This window comes from Paracoccus sp. P2, from assembly GCF_046335115.1.
Taxonomy (GTDB): domain Bacteria; phylum Pseudomonadota; class Alphaproteobacteria; order Rhodobacterales; family Rhodobacteraceae; genus Paracoccus; species Paracoccus pantotrophus.
Genome location: NZ_JBGOSN010000021.1, coordinates 41,768 through 63,637 on the forward strand (window position 1 = coordinate 41,768; position 21,870 = coordinate 63,637).

A 21,870-nucleotide genomic window follows, 5' to 3' on the forward strand; every position below is an offset into this window, starting at 1 on the left:
TGAGAAGGTTACTCCTATGTTTCTCGCTCCGCTCGCCGTGCCGGATTCCGCCGGGCTGGATCTTCGCAACGACATGAGGTTCCTGGCGCTTGAAAGGGCGCTGGACGGGGCCTCTCGGGCGGCGCGGGCCGAACAGCTGGCCAAGGGCAATACCGGCGACGTGGCGCTGGACTGGGCGCATCTGCTGGACGAGGCCGAGGCCCTGGCCCAGACCGGCCGCGACCTGCGCCTGCTGGTTGTCGTGGCGCGGATCATGACCAACATGCGCGGCCCCGAGGGGCTGGCCGAGGGGCTGGACCTGCTGGCCGAGACGCTGGAAACCTGGTGGGACCACCTGCATCCCGCCCTGCGCGAGGGCCAGCTGGTACGCGAAGCGGCACTGCGCCGCATCAACGCGCTTTACCAGATCGAGAATGCCGATGCCGGCATCCTGGGCGATCTGGAGTTCAACACCGTCCTGGCCCCGCGTGGCCTGCCGGTGGTCTCGGGCGGGGATCTGGCGGCGGGGGCGGTCTCGGCCTCGATGCTGGCGGCCGAGGGGCCGACCGGGCTTTCCGCCGCCGAACAGGCCGAGCGCGAGGCCCGCCATGACGCCAGGGTGACGCGGGTGCTGACCGCCTGCCGCGCCCTGCGCGACACCGAGCCCGAAACGGTGGCGCGGCTGGAAACGGGGCTTGCGGCCGCGCTGGCGGCGCTCGACCGGCTGGAGGCGGCCCTGGCCGCGCGCATCGGGGACGACCCGCCGACCCGCTTCCCGGCGCTGCGCCGGGTGCTGGAGCGGATGGCGGCGACCCTGGCCAGCCCGCCGGCGCAATTCACCCGCGCGGCCGCCCCGGCCACGGCGCAAGCAGCCGATGCGCCGGCCGCAGCGCCCGCCCCGATGCCCGGCCCCATGCCCGCCGCCGCGGCCGCTGCACCGGCATCGGCGGGCCTGCCGTCCCGGCTGGCCTCGCGCGCCCAGGTCGAGGCCTGCCTCGACCTCATCATCGATTTCTACGACCGCAACGAACCCGCCTCGCCCTTGCCGCATCTGGCGCGGCGGATGAAGAAGATGGTGCCGATGAACTTCCTGCAATTGATGGAGGAACTGGCGCCGGGAGGGATGAAGGAATTCCGCAATGTCGCCGGAGTGACCGAGGACAAGGGACGCTGACGGCAGGGCGCAATCGGGGACGGCGCCGGATGGCGCCGCGACAGGGAGTAACCCGCGATGAGCGAGAGCAAGGCCAAGGTAATCGAACGCAATCGCGCCCCAAGGGTGCAGATCGCCTATGACGTCGAGCATTACGGCAGCCCGACCACCATCGAACTGCCCTTCGTCATGGGGGTGATGGCGGATCTGGCGGGCAAGTCCACCTCACGCGAGGCGCAGAAGCCGCCCGCCGAACGGTCCTTCGTCGAGGTGGATGCCGGCCGCTTCCCCGCCTTCATGGAGGCGCTGTCGCCCCGCGTCACCGCCCGCATCCCGAACCGCCTGCCCGGCAAGGAAGGCGAGGAGGGCGGCGAGGAGGAGATGTTCGTGGACCTGACCTTTCGCAACATGGGCGATTTCGCCCCCGACCGCATCGCCGAGCAGATCCCGGAACTGGCCGAGCTGATGAAGATGCGCCGCAAGCTCGAGGAACTGCTGAGCTATATGGACGGCAAGGCCAGCGCCGAAAAGCGCATCGCCCAGCTTCTGAACGACGAGCCGCTGCTGGCCCGCATCGCCGAGCAGGCGGTGAGCCCGGCCAGCGACGGGACGGAGGGCTGAACCATGGCCGAACAGGAACTCAAGGGCACCGAAGCCGCCCCCGAAGCCGAGGCCGTCGACCTGGACGAGTTCGGCGCGCTTCTGGAAAAGGACTTCCGCGTCAAGGAACAGGACGACAGCGCCAAGCTGCGCGAACTGGTCGCCAACCTGGCGCTTGCCGCCCGCGAAAAGGCCGGCAGCGCCACGATTTCCGGCAATGCCGTGCGCTCGATCAAGTCGCTGATCGCCGGCATCGACGAGTTGCTGACCGTGCAAATGAACGAGGTGCTGCACGCCCCCGAGATCCGCCGCATGGAAGGCAGCTGGCGCGGGCTGCATTACCTGGTCAACAACACCGAAACCGACACCATGCTCAAGATCCGGGTGCTGAACATCACCAAGGACGAGCTTGCCGACCAGCTGGAGGATTTCGAGGGGCAGATGTGGGACCAGTCGCCCATGTTCCGCAAGCTCTATACCGAGGAATATTCCAGCTTCGGCGGCGCCCCCTTCGGCAGCATCATCGGGGATTACGAATTCAGCCACCATCCGCGCGACGTGGGGCTGCTGCGCAACCTGTCGGGGATCTGCGCCTCGGCGCATGCGCCCTTCATCGCGGCGGCCTCGCCCCGGCTGTTCCGCATGGAAAGCTGGCAGGAACTGCCCAATCCGCAGGATCTGAAGATGGTCACATCCTCGCCCGATTACGCGGCTTGGCAAAGCCTGCGCGAAAGCGAGGATGCGCGCTATATCGGCCTGACCCTGCCGCGGGTGCTGGCGCGGCTGCCCTATGGGCCGGACACCATCCCGGTCAAGGGCTTCGACTTCCGCGAGGAGATCGACGGCAAGCATGACCATTACGTCTGGATGAACGCCGCCTTCCCCATGGGGGTGAACATCAACCGCAGCCACAAGCTTTACGGCTGGGGCAGCCAGATCCGCGGCGTGGAATCCGGGGGCGCCGTCACCAACCTGCCGGTGCATACCTTCCCCAGCGACGACGGCTCGGTGGTGATGAAATGCCCCACCGAGATCGCCATCGACGACCGGCGCGAACATGAATTGGCCAAGCTGGGGCTGATGCCGATCCTGCATCGCAAGAACACCGATATCGCGGCCTTCCTGGGCGCGCAGACCCTGCAGGATTGCGAGGCCCGCGCCGGGCGGCTGGTCGACCCCGATGCCCAGGCCAACGAGCGGCTGTCGGCGAACCTGCCCTATCTGCTGCCGGTCTGCCGCTTCGCGCATTACCTCAAGGCCATCGCCCGCGACAAGATCGGCACCTTCAAGGAACGCGCCGACATGGAGGTCTGGCTGTCCGAATGGATCAACCGCTATGTGCTGGCCAATACCGCCATGGCCGACGACAAGGCCAAGGCCAAGCGGCCGCTGGCCAAGGCCGAGGTGCAGGTGGACAGCGTCGAGGGCCGGCCCGGCTATTACGCCGCCCGCTTCTACCTGCGCCCGCATTACCAGCTGGAAGGCATCAACGCCTCGCTGCGGCTGGTTTCGGAACTGCCCTCGGTCAAGGGGCCGTGACGCGCTTTTGCCCAGGGGCCGCGGCGGCCCCTGCGGCGCCGGGCCGGCGGGTGCATGACGCGCGCGGCCCCTGACGCGGCCCCGAGGGGCCCCGCCATGTCTGAAACCCGGCTTGCCGAACAGGCCGAACAGGGAGATGTGAGATGGCTTTCACCGGATACCTCAAGATCGACGGCATCGACGGCGAATCGCGCCGGGCCGATCACGAAGGCGAAATCGACATCTGGGGCGCCGACCTGAAGGCCGAGCAGAAAAGCTCGGCCGCGACCGGGTCGGGCCGCGTGCGCGGTCGCGCCACCATCAGCGACCTGACGCTTTACAAATGGTATGACGCCGCCTCGCCCTACCTGGCGCTGGCCTGCATGCAAGGCAAGGCCTTCGAGGCGATGACCTTCACCGTCCGCAAGGATTCGGGCGAGGCGCATCTGGATTACCTGACCATCACCATGACCAACTGCCTGATCTCGTCCTATTCGATGAGCCAGAACCAGCCGGCCCCGGAAATCGACACCATCGCCGAGCAGATCGGCATCTCGTTCGAAAAGGTCGCGATCAAATACGTCGTGCAGGCCGACGACCATTCGAAGGGCGACGAGCACGAGGTCGAGTACGACCTGATGGCGGCCAAGTGACCGCCGGGATGCGCACAGGATCGCCATGGCCAGCCCCGCCCCCGACCGCCCCCCGACCGCCGTGCCCCTCCAGGCGCGGCGCGAGGCGGTGCAGCCGAGCCTCTGGGACCGGCTGATCGACGACCTGCCCGCGCTGTCGGCCGAGATCGCAAGGCGCAAGGCGGCGCTGACCGCGCGCCACGGCGCCGCAGGGCTTCGGGCGCTGCTGGCCGGCCAGGGTCGGGAGGGGCTCGACCCCGAGCAGGCGCGCGACCTGGCGGCCTTGGCGCAATTGCAGGCCCGCCACGCCGCCTTGCAGGAGCGCGGCATCCGGGTCACGCCCGATGTCCTGCGCGAGGCGGTGCGCCGCGACATCGAGGATCTGTTCGGCATCGAGCGGCTGGAGGTGCGCTATCTGCTGACGCCGGCCGAGCGCCGCGCCGCGCCCCCCGGCATCGCCGGCGGCGCCGAGGATCCGGCCGAGATGCTGGCCGATTTCCCCCATGTCCGCGCCTCGGTGCTGAATTACGGCGTGCCGGCCTTTGCCGGGCGGCGCGCGGGAGATTTCGACCACGAGGCGCTGGCCCGCGAATTACGCGAGGTGCTGGCGGTGTTCGAGCCGCGCCTGCGCCGCGACACCATCCGCGTCAGGGTCGAGCCCGGCACCCGCATCGGCCTGCGCGTGCGCATCGAGGGGCTGTTGCTGATGGCCCCGGCGCCCGAGCGGCTGCGGCTGCTGACCACCATCGACCTGGACACGGGCATCGCCGCCACGGTGCTGGAGGAGGGCTGATGGACCGCGCCTTCCTTGCCGCCTACGAGGCCGAGCTGGACCATATCCGGGTGCTGGCCGGCGAATTCGCCGCCCTGCATCCCAACGTGGCGCGCAACCTGTCGCTGGACGCCGTGCCCTGCCCCGACCCCTATGTCGAGCGGCTGCTGGAGGGCGTGGCCTTCCTGGCCGCCCGCACGCGGATGAAGGTCGAGGCCGAGGGCCAGCGTTTCACCGCCGGGGTGCTGGACGCGCTCTGGCCCGACCTGGCCGCGCCGGGGCCGGCCATGGGCATCGGCGTGCTGCAACCCGGCCCGCAGGTGCAGGCCATGGCGGGCGGGCATCCGGTGCCGCGCGGCAGCCGCTTCGTCGCCGCCGCGCGCGAAGGCCTGGCCACCCGCGCCACCTATGCCACCGCGCAGGCGGTGACGCTCTGGCCGTTGGCGCTGGCGGCGGCGGATTACCTGCCCGACCGCGGCGCGCTGGCCGCCGCCGGCCTTGCCGTGCCGGGGGCAGAGGCGGGCATCCGCATCGGCCTGAACGCGACGGGTCCGGCCGCGCTGTCGGCGCTGGCGCTGGACCGGCTCGACCTGTGCTTTGCCGGCAGCGCGCGGGCGGGTCCGTTGTTCGACGCGATCTTCGGCAACGGGCTGGGGGCGCTGGCCCGGCCCGCCCGGCCGGGCGCGCAGGCGCTTCCCCTCGACCGGCCCGAACTGGTCGGCACCGGCGACGACGAGGGGCTGACCCCGCGCCTGCGCCGCAGCTTCGAGGGCTTCAGGCTGCTGCGCGACTATTTCCTGATGCCGGAACGCTTTCACTACCTGCGGCTGGACGGGCTCGCCCCCGCCGCCCGGCAATGCGGCGAGGGGGTGGCGCTGGAGCTTGCCCTGCCGCTTGCCCGCCCCGAGCCGCTGCTGGAGGGGCTGGGCCGCGACGATTTCCGGCTGTTCGCCGTGCCGCTGGTCAACCTGTTCGAGAAAGAGTGCAACTTCGTCGAACTCGACCCGCGGGCGACGGCGCATCCGGTCCATCCCGACCGCGCCCGCACCCGCGATTTCGAGGTCTATCGCCTGATCCGCGTCGCCGATGCCGACCGCGAGGGCGCGGACGGGCTGCTCTGCCCCGCCCATGCCCCCGAGGCGCCGCGCCATGCCGGCCCGGTCTGGTGGGCCGAGCGCCGCCCCCGCCGCCCGGCCACCGACGAAATCCGGCGCAGCCAGATGCGCAGCTCCTATGCCGGGCATGACCTGTGGATCTCGGTCTCGCGCGCCGCGGACTGGATGCCGCGCCGGCTGGACATCCGCGCGCTTTGCACCAATCGCGACCTGCCGATCCTGGACGACACGCCGCGGCTGACGCCCGAGGGCGGCGAGCCGGTGATGCGGGTTGACTTGGTCGGCCCGATGCGCCGGCCGCAACCGGCGCTGGCGGGCGCACCGCCGCAGGCGGGTCAGGGCGGTGCGGCGGGGCTGGACGAGCTGACCTGGCGGCTGGTGGCGCAGCTTGCCTCGGGCCATCTGTCGCTGGCCGAGGCCGGGCGCGACGGCGCGCCGCTTTGCGCGCTGCTGGCGCTTTACGCCGATCGCGGCGATCCGCAGCTTGCCCGCCACGCCCGCGCCGTCGCCGCCGTCGCCAGCCGCCCGGTGATCGCGCGGCTGGACCTGCCCGGCCCGCTGGCCTTCGGCCGCGGCACCGAGATCACGCTGGAAATCGACGAGGCGCCGCTGGCCGGGGCCAGCCGGCTGCTTCTGCCGGCGCTGCTCGACCGGCTGTTCGCCCGGCACGCCTCGGTCAACAGCTTCGTGCGCACCCGCACCCGCCTTGTGCAGAAACAGGAGGAGATGTCATGGCCGATGCGGCCCGGCCTGCGCCCCCGGATCTGACCGGGGAACCGCCCCCGCCCCCCGGCATCGAGGCCTTCGCCCTGATGCGGCGGCTGGAAGCGCCCGGCCGCCGCTTCGGCCATGCCGGCGGCCCGGACCAGGAGCCGGCGCGGCTGGGGCAAGAGATCCGGCTGGGCCCCGCCGCCCGCGAGGTCGCGCGCTTCAGCCCCGCCGAAGGCGACAGTCCCGCCCGCATCGCGCTGGAGATCACCGGGCTTTTCGGCCCCGAAGGCCCGATGCCGCTGCATCTCAGCCGCCGCATGCTGGAACGCATGTCCGAACGCTGGTTCGCCGGCTCCGCCCAGCCCGAGCCGGGGGCGGATCGCGCCTTCCTGGAGTTCTGCAACCTGCTCCAACACCGGATGATGGCGCTTTACTACCGCGCCTTTGCCGAGGCGCAGCCCGCCCTCGCCGCCGATCACGGGCGCGAGGGCAGGCTTGCGGCGATGATCGCGGCGCTGGCCGGGCTCGGCCTGCCTGGCAGCGCCGAGGCGCTGGACGATCCCGCGCCCGCCCTGCGCCATGCCACCGGGCTGGCCGGCCAGGTTCGCAGCCCCGAGGTGCTGGCGGCGCTGCTGTCGGACCTGCTGGACGCGCCGGTGCGGGTGGCCGAGTTCGTGCCCTATTGGCAGGACATCCCCGCCGCCCTGGCCAGCCGCCTTGGCCGCGCCCATGCCGGGCTTGGCCGGGGTGCGATGCTGGGTCCGCGGGTCTATCAGCCGCAGGCGCGGGCCGAGATCACCGTCGGCCCGCTGCCGCTTGCGCAATACCGCCGGCTGGCCGAGGAAGGCGCGGAACGGGCGGCGCTGCGCCGCCTGCTGCGCTTTGCCATGGGCGAGGAGATCGGCTTCGACCTGCGGCTGGTGCTGGCCGCGCCCGAGGTACCGCCGCCCGCGCTGGGGCGGGGACCGGCGCTTGGCCGGACCGGCTGGCTGGGCGACGGGGCCGCGCGGGACCGCGACGACCTGCGCCTGCCCTTGGACGAAAGGCAGGTCGCCTGATGACCCTGCGCCTCACCGTCCTCACCAGCCCCGTTCCCCAGCCCCAAACCGAATTGCGGCTGGAGGGCGGCCGGGCGGTGCTGGGGCGCGAGCCGGGCTGCGACTGGCAGATCGACGATCCCGAGATGTTCGTCTCGCGCCGCCATTGCATCGTCGAGGCCACGGCCGAGGGTTGGACCGTCACCGATACCAGCACCGGCGGGCTGTTCCTCGACGGGGCGGCCGAGCCGCTGGGACCGGACCGCAGCGCCGTGCTGCGCGACGGGATGCGGTTGCGGCTGGGCGACGTGACGCTGGGCGTGGCCGTCGAGGCCGGGGCGCAGGCCGCCGCGGCGGCGCCCACCGATCCGGGCATCGGCGTCGACCCGTTCTTCGCCCCCCGCGAGCCACCACCGCCGCCGCCGCCGCGGCCCTCGGAACTGCCCGAGCCCTTCGAGCGCACCACCGGCCGTTTCGCGCCGCCGCTGCCGCCCGCACCGCCGCCGGGCTTCGACGATCCCTTCACGCTGGACCCGCTGCCCGCCGCACCGCCTGCCGCGCCGGCCGAACCGGCCCCGCAAGGCGACGGCTGGAACTGGGGGCCATCCGGCGCGACACCGCCCCAGCCCGACCCCGCGCCCGTCGCGGCAACCCCTCCCCCCGCCCTGGCCCCGCAACCGCAGCCGCCATCCGACGCGGCCGCCGCCTTTCTGCGCGGCGCCGAGCTGGATCCGTCGGCCACCGAGGACGTGGACCTCGAGGCGCTTGGCCGGCGCTACCGCATGCTGGCCGAGGGGCTGGTCGCATTGCTGCGCGCGCGGGCCGAGGAAAAGGGCTCGCTGCGCGTCGCCCGCACCACGCTGGGCGCGGCCCAGGTCAACCCGCTGAAATTCCTGGCCATGCCCGACGAGCAGGTGGCCGCGCTGGTCGCGCCGCGCGGGGCGGGCTACCTGGACCCGGACGCCGCCATCGCCGAGGCGTTCCGCGACCTTGCCGACCACCGGATGCGCAGCTGGCACGGCTTGCAGGCGGCGCTGCGCCGGATGATCGACCGCTTCTCGCCCGAGGCGATCGAGGCGCAGCTGGCCGATGCCGGGATGCTGCGGGCGCTGCTGGCCGGCGGGCGCTCGGCGCTGCTCTGGGACGCCTATGCCGCCCGCTGGGCCGAGATCGCCCGCGCCGCCGAAGACCGTTTCCTGGGCGAGGTCGGCGCCGAATTCCGCGATGCCTACGAAACCCCCGAGAGGAGCGAGCCATGACGACGATCCTTCCCATCCTCACCCGCCGGGCCACGCTGGCCGGGCTTGGAACGCTGGCGCTGACCGCGGCCTGCGGCGGGCCGGCCGGTCCCGGCTCGGTCAATCTGGCCATGTCGGCCTCGGCCGGGGTCAATCCCGGCCCCGACGGCAGCGACCGGCCGCTGACGCTGCATATCCTGCAATTGCGCGGCACCGCCGGCTTCGACGCCGCCGACACGCTGGCGCTGCAAGACCCCGCCGCCGCCCTGGGGGCCGACCTGGTCAAGGCGGAAACGGTCACGCTGGCCCCCGGCGGCAGCGCCGAAAAGGCGCTGGTACTCGACCCGGCGACGACGGCGGTGGCGGTGGTCGCCGGCTATCGCGACCCGGCCGGCAAGACCACCCGCGCCAAGGCCGCCGTCTCGCCCACCGGGACCGCCAGCTTCACCGTCACCGCCGGTCCGGGCGGCGTCACCATGACCCCAGCCTGAAGGGAAAGCGCATGACCGAAGGCAGCCGCGTCGTCTGGTCCGAGGGCCTGTTCCTGCGCCCGCAGCATTTCCAGCAGCAGGACCGCCATGCCGCGGCCCAGCTGCGCGCGCTGCTGCGGGCGCGGCCGCGGCAGGCCTGGGGCTTTGTCGCGCTGCGGCTGGACCCCGCGGCGCTGGAGGCCGGGCAGGTCGCCGTGGCCGAGGCCGAGGGGCTGTTCCCCGACGGCACCGGCTTTCGCATCCCGGCCGACAGCCCGCCGCCGCCGCCGGTCGCGGTCAGCCGTGCGACACCCGCCGGCGCGGTCCTTTTGGGCGTGGCGCCGCGCCAGCCCGGCACGGCGGCGGTCGATCCCGCCCATGCCGAGCCGGGCGGCGCGCGCTGGCGCGGCGAATGGGCCAGCCTGCGCGACGAGATCCGCGGCGGCGCCGAACCCGCCGAGGTCGAGATCGCCCGGCTCTCGACTCGGCTGTTCCTGCCCGGCGAGGCCACGCAGGGCGCCGTCACCCTGCCGCTGGCGGGCATCGAGGGGCTGGCCGCCGACGGCCGGGTCGCGCTGGCCGAGGGCTGGCTGCCCCCCGCCCTGACCCTGGCCGCCGTGCCCTGGTATGGCGGGCTGCTCAAGGAACTGGTCACCGGGCTCGACCGCATCATCGAGGCGCAGGGCGGCATGGTGCTGGGCGGCGCCGGCCGCTCGGTCGAGAACCTGCTGATCCTGGAACTGGCCAATGCCGCGCGGCCAAGGCTGCAACACCTGCTGGCGCAGAACCTTGCGCATCCGTCCGAGCTTTTCGCCGACCTGGCCGAGCTGGCGGGGCGGATGGCGACCTATGGCTCCTCGACCCGGCGGCTGTCGCCCCTGCCGGATTACGACCATGCCGACCCGCAGCCGGGTTTCGCCGCGCTGGCCGATGCGCTGCGCTCGCTGATCCTGTCCCTGCGCCATGTCGAGCCGAAATCCCGCGCCCTGCCGGTCGCCCGCCACGCGCAGAACGTCTGGAAGGTGCGCATCGACAACCCCGAGATCCTGCAAAACAGCCGCATCGTGCTGCGCATCGGCTCCGACATGTCGGACGAGGGGCTGATGCAGCTTTTCACCCGCCAGGTCACGGTGGGCGCGGCCGAGGAGTTCGAGGCGCTGTGGACCTCGCGCCTGCCGGGCATTCCCCTGCGGCCGCTGCATTCGCAGCCGCGCGAGATCCCCTATGACGGCGACCGGCTGTGCCTGGAGCTGGACCGAAAGTCCGAGCATTGGGCACGGCTGCAAGCCTCGCCGGGCTTCGTGCTGGGCGTATCGGGCAAGCTGGACCGCGAACCCGAAATCGACTGCTACGCGGTCAGCAGATAGGGGCGGGGAATGGGCGACCAGAACGATCCATTCGGCCTTGGCGACCCCGGTCGCACCCGGATCCGACCGCTGGGCGCGGGCCGGCCGCAATCCCTGCCCGATCCGCCCGGCCCCGGTCCCGCGCCGCCACGCCCCACTTGGCAGGCCGCCCCCGATCCCGCCGCGCCCGAGGCCGCGCCCCATGCCCGGCGCGGGCGGGCGCATGCCAACCCGCTGGTCGCCGCCCATGCCACGCTGCTGGAACTGGCGCCCGAGCTTGAGCGCGCCAATCCCCCCGCCCGCCCCGAGGCGCTGCGCGCGCGGCTGCAATCGGTGCTGGTCGAGGGGCGCGACACCTCGGTCGCTGCCGGCGTGCCGCTGAGCCGGGCCGACCAGGGCGCCTGGTTCGTCGCCGCCCTGCTGGACGACCTGGCGTTGAACACGCCCTGGGGCGGGCAAAGCGACTGGCCCCGGCAGCCCTTGGTCACGCAGATGACCGGCGAGGTCGATGCCGGCACCCGCTTCTTCGACCGGCTGGAGGCGCTGATGCGCAACCCGGCCGGCGAGCGCGACCTGCTGGAACTGGCCTGGCTGTGCCTCTGCCTGGGCTTTCGCGGCAAGTATCGCGTGCAGGGCGGCGCCGGCGAAGGCGCGCTGGTGGCGCTGCGCGCGCAGATTGCCCGGCTGTTGCGCGACCCGGAACGCGAGGCCATGCCGCTGGCCCCGCACGGCGCCGGGGTGATCGCGCCCGACACGCCGCGCCGTTTCGCCGTGCCGCTGTGGACGCTGTGGCTGGGCGCGCTGGGGCTGGTCCTGGCGATCCACGCGGGCCTCTCCATGCACCTTTCGGGCAAGGCGGAAAGCCTGTTCACCCAGGCCGCCGGCCTGCCGCCGGCCGAACGCGCCGCGATCTTCAGGCCCGTGCGCCAGACCGTCGAGCCGGCCCCGGAACTGCCGGCCACCGTGATCGACCCGCTGCTGCCCGCCTTCGAGGCCGCCCTGCCCGCCGCCCTGCGCCCGGCCATGAAGGGGCGCGAAACCTCGGGCCTCGTGGTGCTGGTGGTGCAGGCCAGCAATCCCGAGGTGTTCCGCTCGGCCAAGGCCAGCCTGAACCCCGCCTATCAGCCGCTGGTCGAGGCGATCGGCAGGACCGTCGTGGCCAACGCGCATCGCATCGGCGCGGTCGCGGTCAGCGGCCATACCGACAACGTGCCGGTGCAGCGCAGCAATCCCTTCGCCTCGAACCAGGGCCTGTCCGAGGCGCGGGCCGAGACCGTGGCGCAGGCGCTGGCGGCGGCCGGCGTGCCCGCCGAGCTCATCAGCGCCGAGGGCCGCGCCGACAGCCAGCCGGTCGCCGACAACGCCACCCGCGACGGCCGTGCCCAGAACCGCCGGATCGAGATCCGCATCGAAAAGAGGCAATAGATGCGCGTGCTCAAGGCCATGTTCCGGTTCCTCCTGTCCCGCGGCTTCTGGACCTTCGTCGGGCTGGCGCTGCTGGCGGCGGCGATCTGGTTCTATGGCCCGCTGGTCTCGGTCGGCGAGGCGGCGCCCCTGGAAAGCGCCGAGATCCGCGCGCTGTGCCTGGGCGCCATCCTGGTCCTGTGGCTGCTGATCCTGCTGCTGGGCCAGATCCGCGCGGCGCGGCGCAACCGCATGTTCGTCACCGAACTGGCCGCGCCGCCGCCCCTGCCCGACGCGCCCGATGCCGCGGCCGAGATCGGCGGCAAGTTCCAGGAAATCCTGGCGACGCTGGCGCGCTCGCGGCTGGGCAAGCGGCGCTTTCTGCGCGAGATGCCCTGGTATGTCATCATCGGCCCGCCCGGCACCGGCAAGACCACGGCGCTGCGCCAGTCGGGGCTGAACTTTCCCATCGCGCTGAACGACGACCTGAAGGGCGTCGGCGGCACCCGCAATTGCGACTGGTTCTTTACCGAGACCGCCGTGCTGGTCGACACCGCCGGCCGCTATACCGACCAGTCCAGCGAGCCCGAGCGCGACGCGGCGGAATGGGCCGGCTTTCTCGACCTGCTCAAGAAGCATCGCGGCCGGCGGGCGCTGAACGGGGTGATCGTGGCCTTGTCGCTGGACGAATTGCTGGGCCCCGAGGACGCGCTGCGCCGCCACGCGCGCGAGATCCGCAAGCGCCTGACCGAGATCGCCGAGCGGCTGGAGATGCAGCTGCCGGTCTATCTGATGCTGACCAAGGCCGACCGGCTGCCGGGCTTCGAGGCGTTCTTCGGCGCGCTGACCTCGGCCCAGCGGGCGCAGGTCTGGGGCGCGACCCTGCCGGTCGATGCCTTGCCCGAGCCCGAGGCGATCACCCGCGAGTTCCGCAGCCTCGCCGCCGTGCTGGAGGGCCGGCTGGACGCGCGGCTGGCCGAGGATGCCGACCTGCCGCAGCGCGCCGCGATCTTCCGCTTTCCGGCCGAGTTCGAGCGGCTGGAACCGCCGCTGCGGCTGCTGATCGACACCGCCTTCGGCGAAAGCCGCTATGAGCAGACCCCCTGGCTGCGCGGCTTCTACCTGACCTCGGCCACGCAGGAAGGCTCGCCGCTGGACCGAATGCTGGCCGGGATGGCGGCGGGCTTTGGCCTGGCGCCCGCGGCGGCGCCGCATCGGATGATGGGCGAGCGGCGGTCCTTCTTCCTGCACGACCTGCTGGCCGGGGTGATCTTCGGCGAGGCAGGCTTGGGCCTGTTCGACCCGCGCGCCGAGGAGCGCCGGACATGGCTCTGGCGCGGCTCGGCGGCGGCGGCGGCGCTGCTGGTGCTGCTGGCGGGCCTGGGGTTCCTGTTCAACACCATGCGCCAGTCCGGCGCGGTCGCGGACCAGCAGCGCCTGCTGGCCGACCTGTCGGGGCGGCTGGCCAACGCCGCCTCGCGCCAGGCGCCGACCGAGCCCCTGGACCTGCCCGTCGCGCTGGATGCCATGACCGAGATCGAGGCGGCGCGGACGCCGGTGCCCGGCGGACCCTTGGCGCTGATCGGCCCCTCGGCCGCGGCCGAGATCGAGGGCGCGGCCCGGCTGGCCCGCGAACGCGGGCTGCGCAACCTGCTGGAGCCGCGCATGGTCGCCTTTCTGGAGGCGACCATGTGGCGGCAGATCCGCGACCCGGATTTCCTGCTGGGCGCGCTGAAGGCCTATCAGATGCTGACCGGGCTTGGCCCCTATGACCGGGCTTGGCTCGCGGAATGGTGGCAGGAGGTGCTGCCCGCCTTTNACCATGTGGCGGCAGATCCGCGACCCGGATTTCCTGCTGGGCGCGCTGAAGGCCTATCAGATGCTGACCGGGCTTGGCCCCTATGACCGGGCTTGGCTCGCGGAATGGTGGCAGGAGGTGCTGCCCGCCTTTGCCGCCGAGACCCCCTTCCCGACCGAGGCGGCGCGCGCCTGGCAACTTGCCGCGCTGGACCGGCTGGGCGGCGACGAAAGCCGCATCCAGGCCGATCCGCAACTGGTCGAGGCCGCCTTGCAGGCGATCTGCACCGTGCCCTTGTCGCTGCGCAGCTATCGCGCGCTGATGTCCGAGCCCGAGATCGCCACCCTGCCCGACTGGATCCCGGCGGAAAAGGCCGGGCCTTTGGCGGGGCAGGTTCTGACGCGGCTGTCGGGCCAGACCCTGCGCCAGGGCATTCCCGGCGCCTTCACCTGGCAGGGCTTTCACGGCACGGTGCTGCCGATGCTGCCCAGCATGGCCGAGGCTGCGCTGAACGACCGCAAGGTCTTTGCCGGCGGCTGTGCGGAAAGCGCCGATGCCTCGGCCGCCTCGTTGCAGGCCGACATGATGAAGCTTTACCAGGACGATTTCATCAACGCCTGGGAAGGCTTCCTGCGCGACGTGCGGCTGGCGCCGATCCCCGACCTGGCCACCGCCACCGCGAACCTGAAAGACCTTGCCAGTCCCGACAGCACGCTCAAGCGGCTGCTGAACGCCGTCGTCGCCGAAACCGACCTGGCGCGCCCGCCCGAACAGGGCGACAGCCCCGAGATCAATCCCGGCGTGCTGAAGAAGGTGGCCGGCAAGCTGGGCCTTGGCGCCGCGGCGCGGATCGGCACCAAGGTCGCCGCCGCCGCCCGCCGTCCGGGCGAGCCCGAGCCGCCGCCGCCCGGCGCCGAGATCGCCCGGCATTTCGCGCCCCTCAAGGCTATCGTCGCCGAGGTGGACGGCAAGCCGCCGCTGATCCTGGATGCCGAGACCGCGCTGGGGGCGCTGTCCAAGGAGCTTTTGACCGTGCAGGCCAGCCCCGATCCGCAGGCGGCGCTGCTGTCGCGCGGCGGGCTGCCGCAGCTGACGGGCGATCTGCGCAATGTCGCGGCCACCCTGCCCGACCCGGTCAACGCTTGGCTGGGCGCCATCGCCGGCGACACGATCAGCGTCACGCGCGAGGCGATCCTCGCGCAGCTCAACGCGCGCTGGCGGGCGGATGTGCTGCCCTTCTGCCGCGCGGCGACGGGCGGGCGCTATCCCTTCGTCGCGGATTCGGCCATCGACGTGACGGTCAGCGACTTCCAGCAGCTTTTCGGCCCCGGCGGCCGCTTCGACGCCTTCTCCAACGAGACGCTGGCGCCCTATGTCGACACCAGCGCCCGGCCCTGGCGCTGGCGGGCCGACCTGGGGCTGGACGCGCGAACGCTGGCGCCGTTCGAACAGGCCCGCGCCATCCGCGACGCGCTGTTTCCGGGTGGCGCCGGGCCGGTCATGGCATTCACGCTGGAGCCGAAGGATCTGACCCCGAATGCCGCGCGGGTGACACTGAACGTCGACGGGCAGAGCCTGGTCTATTTCAATGCCGCCTCCCGGCCGATGCCGATGACCTGGCCGGGCAAGGACGGCACCAACCTGATCTCGCTGAGCTTCACCCCCGTCGATGGCACGGGCGAGGCGATCAGCACCGAGACCGGCGCCTGGGCCTGGCTGCGGCTGGTGCGCAAGGCCGGGCTGTCGCCCACCGCGCTGCCCGAGGTCTTTGGCCTGCGGCTGGGCATCGGCCCCTATGCCGCCCGGTTCGAGCTGCGCGCGGCCTCGGTCGAGAATCCCTTCGACCTGAGCATGTTCGGCGCCTTCCGATGCCCGGAAGCGTTCTGAGCGCGCAGGCGGGCTTCTGGGGCAAGCTGCCGGCGCGCGGCGATTTCGTCGGCCGCGGCCTGCCCGAGCCGTTCCGCCGCCGCTGGGACCGCTGGGCCGCGGCGCATCTGGCCAGGCGCGAGGACTGGCCGGAGGGCGGGCTGCGGCTGCGCATCGCCTCGGGCGGGCGGGCGGCGGCGGGGCTGGTGCTGCCCTCGGCCGATGCAGTGGGGCGGCGCTTTCCGCTGGCGCTGTTCCTGCTGGCCGACAGCCTGCCCGGACCCGAGGCGCTGGAGCCCTGGTGCGAGGCCGCGCTGCAAGCCGCCGCCGAGCCCGATCCCGATGCGCTGTGGCAGGCGCTGGCGGCCCTGCCCGCGCCGGCGGGCAAGGCCGAGGCACCGCCGCTGCTGCTGTGGCAACGCGGGCATCCGGCGCTGGCCGCCGATCCCGAGGCGCCGGGGCCTGCGCTGGCAGCGCTCTTCAGTTCAGGTTGACCTTGGAGCCCTTGATCGAGGTCTCGCCCGAGGCCTTCACGTCGATCTTGCCCGAGCCCTTGATCGTGATGTCCTTGCCCTCGATGGTGATGGTGCCGTCCTTCTTCATCACGATGGCGGCCGAGCCGCAGGTCAGCGCGATCGAATCCGCCGCCACGATGGCCAGCGCCGCACCCACGTCCAGCCCCATCTTGCCGGCGACCTTGTGCAATTCATCCGCACCGACCGTGGTGGCCCGCTTGCCGGCAACGTCCAGCGTCGAATCGCCGCCGACCTTCTCGGCCCGGTTGCCGCCCGCCTTGTGGCTGCGGTTGCCGCCGACCTCGACGGTCTCGTTCCCCGCCACGTTGGTCGAGCGGTTGCCGCCTACCTTCCAGCCGTCGTCCGAGGAGATCGCGTGGTTCTGCCCGGCCAGCACCGTCACGCCGCGCGCACCGACAATGGTATTGGTCTGCGCCGCCCCGACATTGCGCGTCTCGGTCGCGGCCACGCTGTCCACCCGCGCCGCCTTGACGGTGATGGTCTGGATGCCGCCGACGGTCTGGCTATGCGCGCCGTCGATGGTCTCGGTGGAGCTGGCGGCGACATGGATCGTCTCGGTCGCGCCCACGTCCAGGCTGCGATGGCCGCCGACCTTTTCCGTATCGTCCACCCCGATCGAGACCTGGCGGTTCGCGCCGATGGTGGTGAACTTGTCGTTGCCGACGCTTTCGCGGCGGTCGTTGCCGATGGACTGGGTGGCGTCGTTGCCGACATCCTCGACCCAGTCATGGCCGATGCGGCGGGTCTCGTCGTTCTTGATCAGCTCGTTATGGTCCTTCTGCGCCTGGAAATACACCTCCTCGGCGCCGGCCTTGTCCTCGAAGCGCAACTCGTTCCAGCCGCCGCCGCCGGGCGAGCTGTTGGATTTCCAGCCCGATTGCGTGGCATTGCCGGGCAGGCCATAGGGCGGCACCTGCTCGGCATTGTAGACCCGGCCGGTGATAATCGGCCGGTCGGCATCTCCGTCCAGGAAATCGACGATCACCTCCTGCCCGATGCGGGGGATCTGGATGAAACCCCAGCCCGCCCCGGCCCAGGCCTGGCTGACGCGCACGAAGCAGCTGGAATGCGCGTCGCGCCGGCCCTTGCGGTCCCAGAAGAACTGCACCTTCACCCGCGCATGTTCGTCGGTATAGATCTCGGCCCCCGCGGGGCCCACCACCACGGCGGTCTGCGGCCCGCGCATCGGCCGGCGCGGCGTGCGGCGCTCGGGGCGGAAGGGGATGCGCGCCGGGGCGCAGACCAGCCGGACGTGATAGCCCAAGGGGTCGCGCCCCTCCTGCCCGGCGCGCTGGCCGGCGCGGACCTGGTCGTCCCACATGCGATAGCGGGCGGACAGCACCAGATGGCGGTCGTTTTCCGCCTCGCGCGGGAAACCCGCCAGCGTGAAGCTGCGCCCCGGCCCCAGCGGCCGGGCGGTGCCCTCGGCCGCGACGCGCTCGAAGGCGGCCTGCCCCTCTTCCAGCCGGATGCCGGCCAGCCGCTCGCCGCGCCCCAGGTCCAGGTGCCGGCCGGGATAAAGGTAAGCCTCGCGCCGGTCGCCGGCATGGCCCTCGGGCCGACTTGCCGTCGCCATCAGGTCCGAGGAGGGTTTCAGGAAATCGTAATCGGTCTGCGCGAAAGCCCCGATGCGCATCGCGGCGCGCGGCACCCAGCCGGTCAGGTAATCGCCCTCGCGCGGGGCGCTGGGGCTGTCGGGCTCATAGGCGATCTCCTCGGCGCCCGGCGCGGGCTTCATCGCCGCATTGGCATCGGCCAGCACGGTGACATGGCCATCCTCGCCATGCTCGAAGAAATAGAAGATTCCCTCCTCCTCCATCAGCCGCTGGAGGAAGTCGAGGTCGCTTTCCTCGAACTGGACGCAATAGTCGCGGGGCGGGTAGCTGCCCTCCAGCCGCTTGTCCAGCACCACGTCGGGATAGGCGCGCAGCACCTCCTCGATGATGTCGGGCACCGAGAGGTTCTGGAAGATGCGGTTGTCGGTCGCCAGGCTTGCGAACCACAGCGCCGGGCGCAGAAGCAGCCGGTAGAAGGCGAAATCGTCGCGGATCTCGGCCAGGCCAAACTCGGCGACATGGCCGTCGAAATGCCGCGGCTCGCTGTCCTCGGGCCCCTTGACGGCGATGGTGGCGCGGGTGCCCAGCACGTCGGCCGCCTTCACGTCCAGCGTCTTGGCCGACAGGCGCAGCTCGAAGGCGAAGGGGGCCGAGACCTGTTCCTCGCCCTCCATGCGCTCGAAGGTGACGGGCTCGCCGATGGCGGGGATGGCGACGGTGATCTCGCGGGCGGATGACATGCTGACCTCCTGCCTCCGGGGCCGATGCGCCGGCCGGATACCGGTTTCAGTATGACGCAAGCCGGGCGGATTGGCGAATGATTACAGCACTTGCGGGCAGGCCAGCCCCGCCAGCAGGCGCCGGGCCGACAGCGGGTTCAGCGGCCGGTCGAACCCCATCTCCAGGAACAGCCGCGCGCCTTCGGTGCGCAGGTCGATCAGGAAGCGCCGGCCGCCGTCGCGTTCGCGCAGCCGCAGGGGCGCCAGCAGGCGCATCAGCCCCCAGGGGCCGGGCTGCTGCAATCGCGCCGCGCCCTCGGGCGTGGCAAAGCTGACCTCGATCCCGGCGGCGGGGTCGGCGCCCGGCCAGTCCAGCGCCACCGCGTCCCCCGCCGCGCCCACCGGCCCGCCATGGCCGCCGATCAGCAGCGTGGCCCGGCCGCGTTCGGCCAGGGCGGCGGCCGAGATGCGCAGCCCCGGCGCCAGCGCCGCCCCCGCCGTCAGCGCGCGTTGCAGAAAGGCGGCGCTGTCGGGGCTGAGCCCGGCAAAGCGCGCCTCGGGCTTCCAGCGCCAGGGATCGGTCTCGCGGTCCAGCAAGGTGGCGGCGCGGGCGCCGAGGAAACGGTCCATCGCACCGCCCGGCCCGATCAGGGCGGCGACCGCGGCCGGATCGGCATCGGGGCCCTGGGCAAAGGGAAAGCGCCCGGCCAGGGCGGGGGCGCAAAGCGGCAGCACCTCGGCCTGCCAGGCGCGGGTCAGCGGGTTGGTCAGGTCGCTGGCCTCGGCCGCGCCGCTTTCGGCCAGCGTGTCCTCGACCAGCCGGCCGATCAGCGGCGGCGCGTCGCGCAGCGCCCGGACCGTGCGCGCCCGCGCCTGCACGCCAAGCAGCCGGCGCTGCGCATCCGCCGCATCCGCGTCCATGGCCCCCAGCGCCACGTTCAGTTCGGCAAACAGCGCCGCGATCTGGGCGATGCGGCCGCTTTCGACATATTGGATCTCGGGGCCGAAGCGGACGGCGACGGCCAGTTGCAGCGCGTGCGGGCGGCTGCGGTCGGTGCCGCCGGCCTGGCGCCAGACCTCGGCGATCAGCGCCGCCAGGGGCGAATCCGGCCGCGACAGCGCCCCCGAGACCAGCACCGCCCGCCGCCGGTCGTCGAAGGAACGCAGCCGCAGGTCGCCCAGCCAATCCTGCCAATGCTGCAAGGTCGCCCCCTGCAGCAGCGCCATCACCCGGTCCGGGCTGTCGTTCCGCTGGGCCGGGGCTTGCGCAAGCAGCGCCGCGCCGGCCTGCCTGGCGGCCTCGACCGCCAGGCCGGCGCCGCGCGTCCGCGCCATGTCCCAGCCGGCGGCGGTGTAAAGCCCCGGCAGCGGCCGATCCAGCGGCAGGCCCGAGCGGCGCTCGGCGATGTCCGCCAGCACCGGCAGCGCCTGCGAGGGGCGCCAGGGCGGCAGCGCCGCCGCCTCGGCCGAGCGGCGCAGTTCCAGAAAGGCGCGCTCGGGCTCGGGCGCCTCGGCGGCCAGGACGCGGGCCTGCGCCAGCAATTCGGCATCGGGCGGCGCGACCGGGGTGCCGGGACGGCGCGGCAGGGCCAGCAGATGCGGGGCAAGGCCGGTCAGGGCGGGATCGGCACCGGCGCGATCCTCGGCCCAGCCGGCCAGCCAGGCGGGCTGCCATGCCGCCGCGCCCGACAGCACCGACCAGGCGCGCAGCGTGTCATAGGCGGCCGCGGGCTCGCCCTCGCCGGCCAGGGCGGCGTCGATGGCGCGGGCCAGGGCAGGCGGCAGGTGGCGGGCACGCGCCTCGGCCAGCGCCGCCGCCGCGCGGCGGGCCGCATCGCGCCCGGTCAGCCAGCCCAAGGGCCGCACCCGCACCCGCGCCATGCCCGCCGCCACCTGCGCCTCGGCCCGCTGCAACCGGTCGAGCCGCGCGCCCAGATCGGCAAAGGGCGCTGCGCGGTCCAGCCCCGCCGCCACCGCCTCGGCCTGGAACAGCCGATCGAGCGCCCGGCTTTGCCCGGTCTCGACCCACAGCGCCCAGGCCATGGCGGCCAGCAGCCAGGCCACCGCCAGCACCGCCAGCATGGCGCCCCAGCCCGCCGGCCGGCTGCGGTCCAGCGCCTGCCGCCGCGCCTCGGTCCGGGCCAGGCAATCGTCCACCAGGGCGCGCACCGGGTCCAGTTCCGCCCCGCCGCGGCGCAGCGCCTCGGCCAGGCTGGCGCCGTCCAGGACGCCAAGGCCGCGCGCCGCGCCCTGCCAGCCCGGCAGCGCCGGATTGGCCGCGCCCGCATCCTGCAAGAGCAGCGCCAGCGCCGCCCGCGCCGCCGCCACGGCCTGCGGCGACAGGCCCGCCCGCAGCGCCTCGGTCTCGAAACGGTCCAGCAGCACCCGCGCATGGCCGGCCAGCGCCGCCATGTCCTCGGCCACCCAGGGCAGGCGGTCGGCATAGGCCAGCACCGGCCGGGCCAGCCGTTCGGCGGCGGCGGTCAGAGCTTCCCCTCGGCCTGCCATTTGCGCAGCGTCTCCTCGCCGATCTCGAAATGCATCGAATCCTCGCGGCTGTTATAGGCGGCGCCCCAGAACCAGCCCTCCTCGTTGAAATATTCGGCCAGGATCAGCAGCCCGAACTGCGTCGCGCCATCGGCAAAGGGGTCGAGCTGCCCTTCCAGCGTCAGGTCGATGGCCGTGCCCCAGGAATGGTTCGAGATCGACCGGGTCGAGCCGCGGATCAGCCGCGCGCACAGCCCGCCGGCCGTGCCCAGCTTGGCATGGATGTCGGGATCGCTCTGCTCCAGCCGCTCCAGCACCCGCGCCAGGCTGTCGAGCGCGGGCTTGAGCATGGTCACGGTGATCGGGCCGACCTTGCGCGTCTCGATCAGCGCCCGCAGCCGGGGATTGGTCACCGGCTGGCAATCGGTGTTGTAGCTGTCGCGCGGCTGCCCCAGGATCGCCAGCATGGTCGCGTTGCGCGGCTGGGTGATGCCCTTGTTGAAGCGCGACTTGGCCAGCCGCATCTGCTCGGTCAGCGCCTCGGTCGGCGGCGGGCTTTCGAAATCCTCGCCGCCCAGGTCCGCCGGAGGGGCAAGCTGAAGCTGCGGCGCGACCGGGGCACGGTTCGCCACCAGGCTCAGGTCGTCGCGCAGCTGCGCCAGGTCCGCGCGCAACCCCTGGCGTTCGACCCGCGCCTCGGCCAGCGCCTCGCGCAGCAGGGCGAGTTCCGCCTCTTGCCGGGACAGGCGCAGCTCGGTCGCCTGGTCGGCGCTGTCGAGAAACCAGGTCGTGACCGCAAAGGCGATGGCGCCGATCACCACGCCGATCGCCACGATGATCGGCGCGGCCAGGCTGCCCGCCGGCCGCGGCGCGCGGGACAGGCTGCGCCCCGGCATCGCGCTGCGCGCGGGCGGGGCAGTCGGCGGGGCGGGA

At 72.7% G+C, this 21,870-nt stretch carries 17 protein-coding genes; 14 read left to right on the forward strand and 3 right to left on the reverse strand.

The window, feature by feature from the left end; all coding sequences use genetic code 11:
• The first annotated feature begins 16 nt into the window (after window positions 1-16).
• From ACDP63_RS14415 to tagF, 14 genes are all read left to right on the forward strand, one after another.
• Complete coding sequence (locus tag ACDP63_RS14415) at window positions 17-1,153, forward strand: ImpA family type VI secretion system protein (RefSeq protein ID WP_024844265.1); 1,137 nt, start codon at window positions 17-19, stop codon at window positions 1,151-1,153.
• 57 nt (window positions 1,154-1,210) lie between these two features.
• Window positions 1,211-1,753, forward strand: a complete 543-nt coding sequence (tssB, locus tag ACDP63_RS14420; protein ID WP_024844266.1) for a type VI secretion system contractile sheath small subunit — start codon at window positions 1,211-1,213, stop codon at window positions 1,751-1,753.
• A gap of 3 nt (window positions 1,754-1,756) precedes the next feature.
• Window positions 1,757-3,271: a type VI secretion system contractile sheath large subunit gene (tssC, locus tag ACDP63_RS14425; RefSeq protein ID WP_024844267.1), complete on the forward strand. Its 1,515-nt coding sequence runs from the start codon at window positions 1,757-1,759 to the stop codon at window positions 3,269-3,271.
• Window positions 3,272-3,414: 143 nt separating this feature from the next.
• Window positions 3,415-3,903 (forward strand): Hcp family type VI secretion system effector, encoded by a 489-nt coding sequence (locus tag ACDP63_RS14430; RefSeq protein ID WP_024844268.1) that lies wholly within the window; start codon window positions 3,415-3,417, stop codon window positions 3,901-3,903.
• Window positions 3,904-3,928: 25 nt separating this feature from the next.
• Window positions 3,929-4,675 (forward strand): type VI secretion system baseplate subunit TssE, encoded by a 747-nt coding sequence (locus ACDP63_RS14435; protein ID WP_024844269.1) that lies wholly within the window; start codon window positions 3,929-3,931, stop codon window positions 4,673-4,675.
• Window positions 4,675-6,537 (forward strand): type VI secretion system baseplate subunit TssF, encoded by a 1,863-nt coding sequence (tssF, locus tag ACDP63_RS14440; RefSeq protein WP_409928138.1) that lies wholly within the window; start codon window positions 4,675-4,677, stop codon window positions 6,535-6,537. Before ACDP63_RS14435 ends, tssF begins: the two co-directional genes overlap by 1 nt.
• Window positions 6,501-7,538 carry a type VI secretion system baseplate subunit TssG gene (tssG, locus tag ACDP63_RS14445; RefSeq protein WP_024844271.1) on the forward strand — a complete coding sequence of 346 codons (1,038 nt, stop codon included), beginning with the start codon at window positions 6,501-6,503 and terminating at the stop codon, window positions 7,536-7,538. The genes tssF and tssG overlap by 37 nt, the downstream gene beginning before the upstream one ends.
• On the forward strand, window positions 7,538-8,776 hold the full coding sequence (tagH, locus tag ACDP63_RS14450; protein ID WP_024844272.1) for a type VI secretion system-associated FHA domain protein TagH: 1,239 nt from the start codon (window positions 7,538-7,540) through the stop codon (window positions 8,774-8,776). The genes tssG and tagH overlap by 1 nt, the downstream gene beginning before the upstream one ends.
• Window positions 8,773-9,246 (forward strand): type VI secretion system lipoprotein TssJ, encoded by a 474-nt coding sequence (gene tssJ / locus ACDP63_RS14455; protein WP_051419623.1) that lies wholly within the window; start codon window positions 8,773-8,775, stop codon window positions 9,244-9,246. Before tagH ends, tssJ begins: the two co-directional genes overlap by 4 nt.
• A gap of 11 nt (window positions 9,247-9,257) precedes the next feature.
• On the forward strand, window positions 9,258-10,592 hold the full coding sequence (gene tssK / locus ACDP63_RS14460) for a type VI secretion system baseplate subunit TssK (protein ID WP_024844274.1): 1,335 nt from the start codon (window positions 9,258-9,260) through the stop codon (window positions 10,590-10,592).
• A gap of 9 nt (window positions 10,593-10,601) precedes the next feature.
• Complete coding sequence (gene icmH / locus ACDP63_RS14465; RefSeq protein WP_024844275.1) at window positions 10,602-11,996, forward strand: type IVB secretion system protein IcmH/DotU; 1,395 nt, start codon at window positions 10,602-10,604, stop codon at window positions 11,994-11,996.
• Window positions 11,997-13,880, forward strand: a complete 1,884-nt coding sequence (tssM, locus tag ACDP63_RS14470) for a type VI secretion system membrane subunit TssM (RefSeq protein ID WP_409928139.1) — start codon at window positions 11,997-11,999, stop codon at window positions 13,878-13,880.
• Entirely contained in the window at window positions 13,798-15,660 is a 1,863-nt protein-coding gene (gene tssM, locus ACDP63_RS14475) for a type VI secretion system membrane subunit TssM (protein WP_409928140.1), read from the forward strand. Before tssM (ACDP63_RS14470) ends, tssM (ACDP63_RS14475) begins: the two co-directional genes overlap by 83 nt.
• Window positions 15,642-16,133: a type VI secretion system-associated protein TagF gene (tagF, locus tag ACDP63_RS14480; RefSeq protein ID WP_024844277.1), complete on the forward strand. Its 492-nt coding sequence runs from the start codon at window positions 15,642-15,644 to the stop codon at window positions 16,131-16,133. Before tssM (ACDP63_RS14475) ends, tagF begins: the two co-directional genes overlap by 19 nt.
• On the opposite strand, the gene ACDP63_RS14485 is transcribed toward tagF, so the two are convergent.
• The 3 genes from ACDP63_RS14485 to ACDP63_RS14495 all read right to left on the reverse strand — a co-directional run bounded on the left by ACDP63_RS14485 (window position 16,120) and on the right by ACDP63_RS14495 (window position 21,833).
• Window positions 16,120-18,471 carry a type VI secretion system Vgr family protein gene (locus tag ACDP63_RS14485; RefSeq protein ID WP_024844278.1) on the reverse strand — a complete coding sequence of 784 codons (2,352 nt, stop codon included), beginning with the start codon at window positions 18,469-18,471 and terminating at the stop codon, window positions 16,120-16,122. The genes tagF and ACDP63_RS14485 overlap by 14 nt on opposite strands.
• Window positions 18,472-18,552: 81 nt before the next feature.
• A complete protein-coding gene (locus tag ACDP63_RS14490) occupies window positions 18,553-20,958 on the reverse strand; it encodes an ImcF-related family protein (RefSeq protein WP_024844279.1) in 2,406 nt (801 codons plus the stop codon).
• A complete protein-coding gene (locus ACDP63_RS14495) occupies window positions 20,934-21,833 on the reverse strand; it encodes a M15 family metallopeptidase (protein ID WP_051481104.1) in 900 nt (299 codons plus the stop codon). The genes ACDP63_RS14490 and ACDP63_RS14495 overlap by 25 nt, the downstream gene beginning before the upstream one ends.
• Window positions 21,834-21,870: the final 37 nt, after the last annotated feature.

Bases quoted from the DNA above. Each gene is read 5' to 3' on its own strand.
- tssM (WP_409928140.1), top strand. From the start codon at position 13,798: ATGTGGCGGCAGATCCGCGACCCGGATTTCCTGCTGGGCGCGCTGAAG.
- ACDP63_RS14495 (WP_051481104.1), bottom strand. From the start codon at position 21,833: ATGCCGGGGCGCAGCCTGTCCCGCGCGCCGCGGCCGGCGGGCAGCCTG.
- ACDP63_RS14490 (WP_024844279.1), bottom strand. From the start codon at position 20,958: ATGGCAGGCCGAGGGGAAGCTCTGACCGCCGCCGCCGAACGGCTGGCC.
- ACDP63_RS14485 (WP_024844278.1), bottom strand. From the start codon at position 18,471: ATGTCATCCGCCCGCGAGATCACCGTCGCCATCCCCGCCATCGGCGAG.
- ACDP63_RS14430 (WP_024844268.1), top strand. From the start codon at position 3,415: ATGGCTTTCACCGGATACCTCAAGATCGACGGCATCGACGGCGAATCG.
- ACDP63_RS14415 (WP_024844265.1), top strand. From the start codon at position 17: ATGTTTCTCGCTCCGCTCGCCGTGCCGGATTCCGCCGGGCTGGATCTT.
- ACDP63_RS14435 (WP_024844269.1), top strand. From the start codon at position 3,929: ATGGCCAGCCCCGCCCCCGACCGCCCCCCGACCGCCGTGCCCCTCCAG.
- tssC (WP_024844267.1), top strand. From the start codon at position 1,757: ATGGCCGAACAGGAACTCAAGGGCACCGAAGCCGCCCCCGAAGCCGAG.
- icmH (WP_024844275.1), top strand. From the start codon at position 10,602: ATGGGCGACCAGAACGATCCATTCGGCCTTGGCGACCCCGGTCGCACC.
- tssG (WP_024844271.1), top strand. From the start codon at position 6,501: ATGGCCGATGCGGCCCGGCCTGCGCCCCCGGATCTGACCGGGGAACCG.
- tssK (WP_024844274.1), top strand. From the start codon at position 9,258: ATGACCGAAGGCAGCCGCGTCGTCTGGTCCGAGGGCCTGTTCCTGCGC.
- tssF (WP_409928138.1), top strand. From the start codon at position 4,675: ATGGACCGCGCCTTCCTTGCCGCCTACGAGGCCGAGCTGGACCATATC.
- tssJ (WP_051419623.1), top strand. From the start codon at position 8,773: ATGACGACGATCCTTCCCATCCTCACCCGCCGGGCCACGCTGGCCGGG.
- tagF (WP_024844277.1), top strand. From the start codon at position 15,642: ATGCCCGGAAGCGTTCTGAGCGCGCAGGCGGGCTTCTGGGGCAAGCTG.
- tssB (WP_024844266.1), top strand. From the start codon at position 1,211: ATGAGCGAGAGCAAGGCCAAGGTAATCGAACGCAATCGCGCCCCAAGG.
- tagH (WP_024844272.1), top strand. From the start codon at position 7,538: ATGACCCTGCGCCTCACCGTCCTCACCAGCCCCGTTCCCCAGCCCCAA.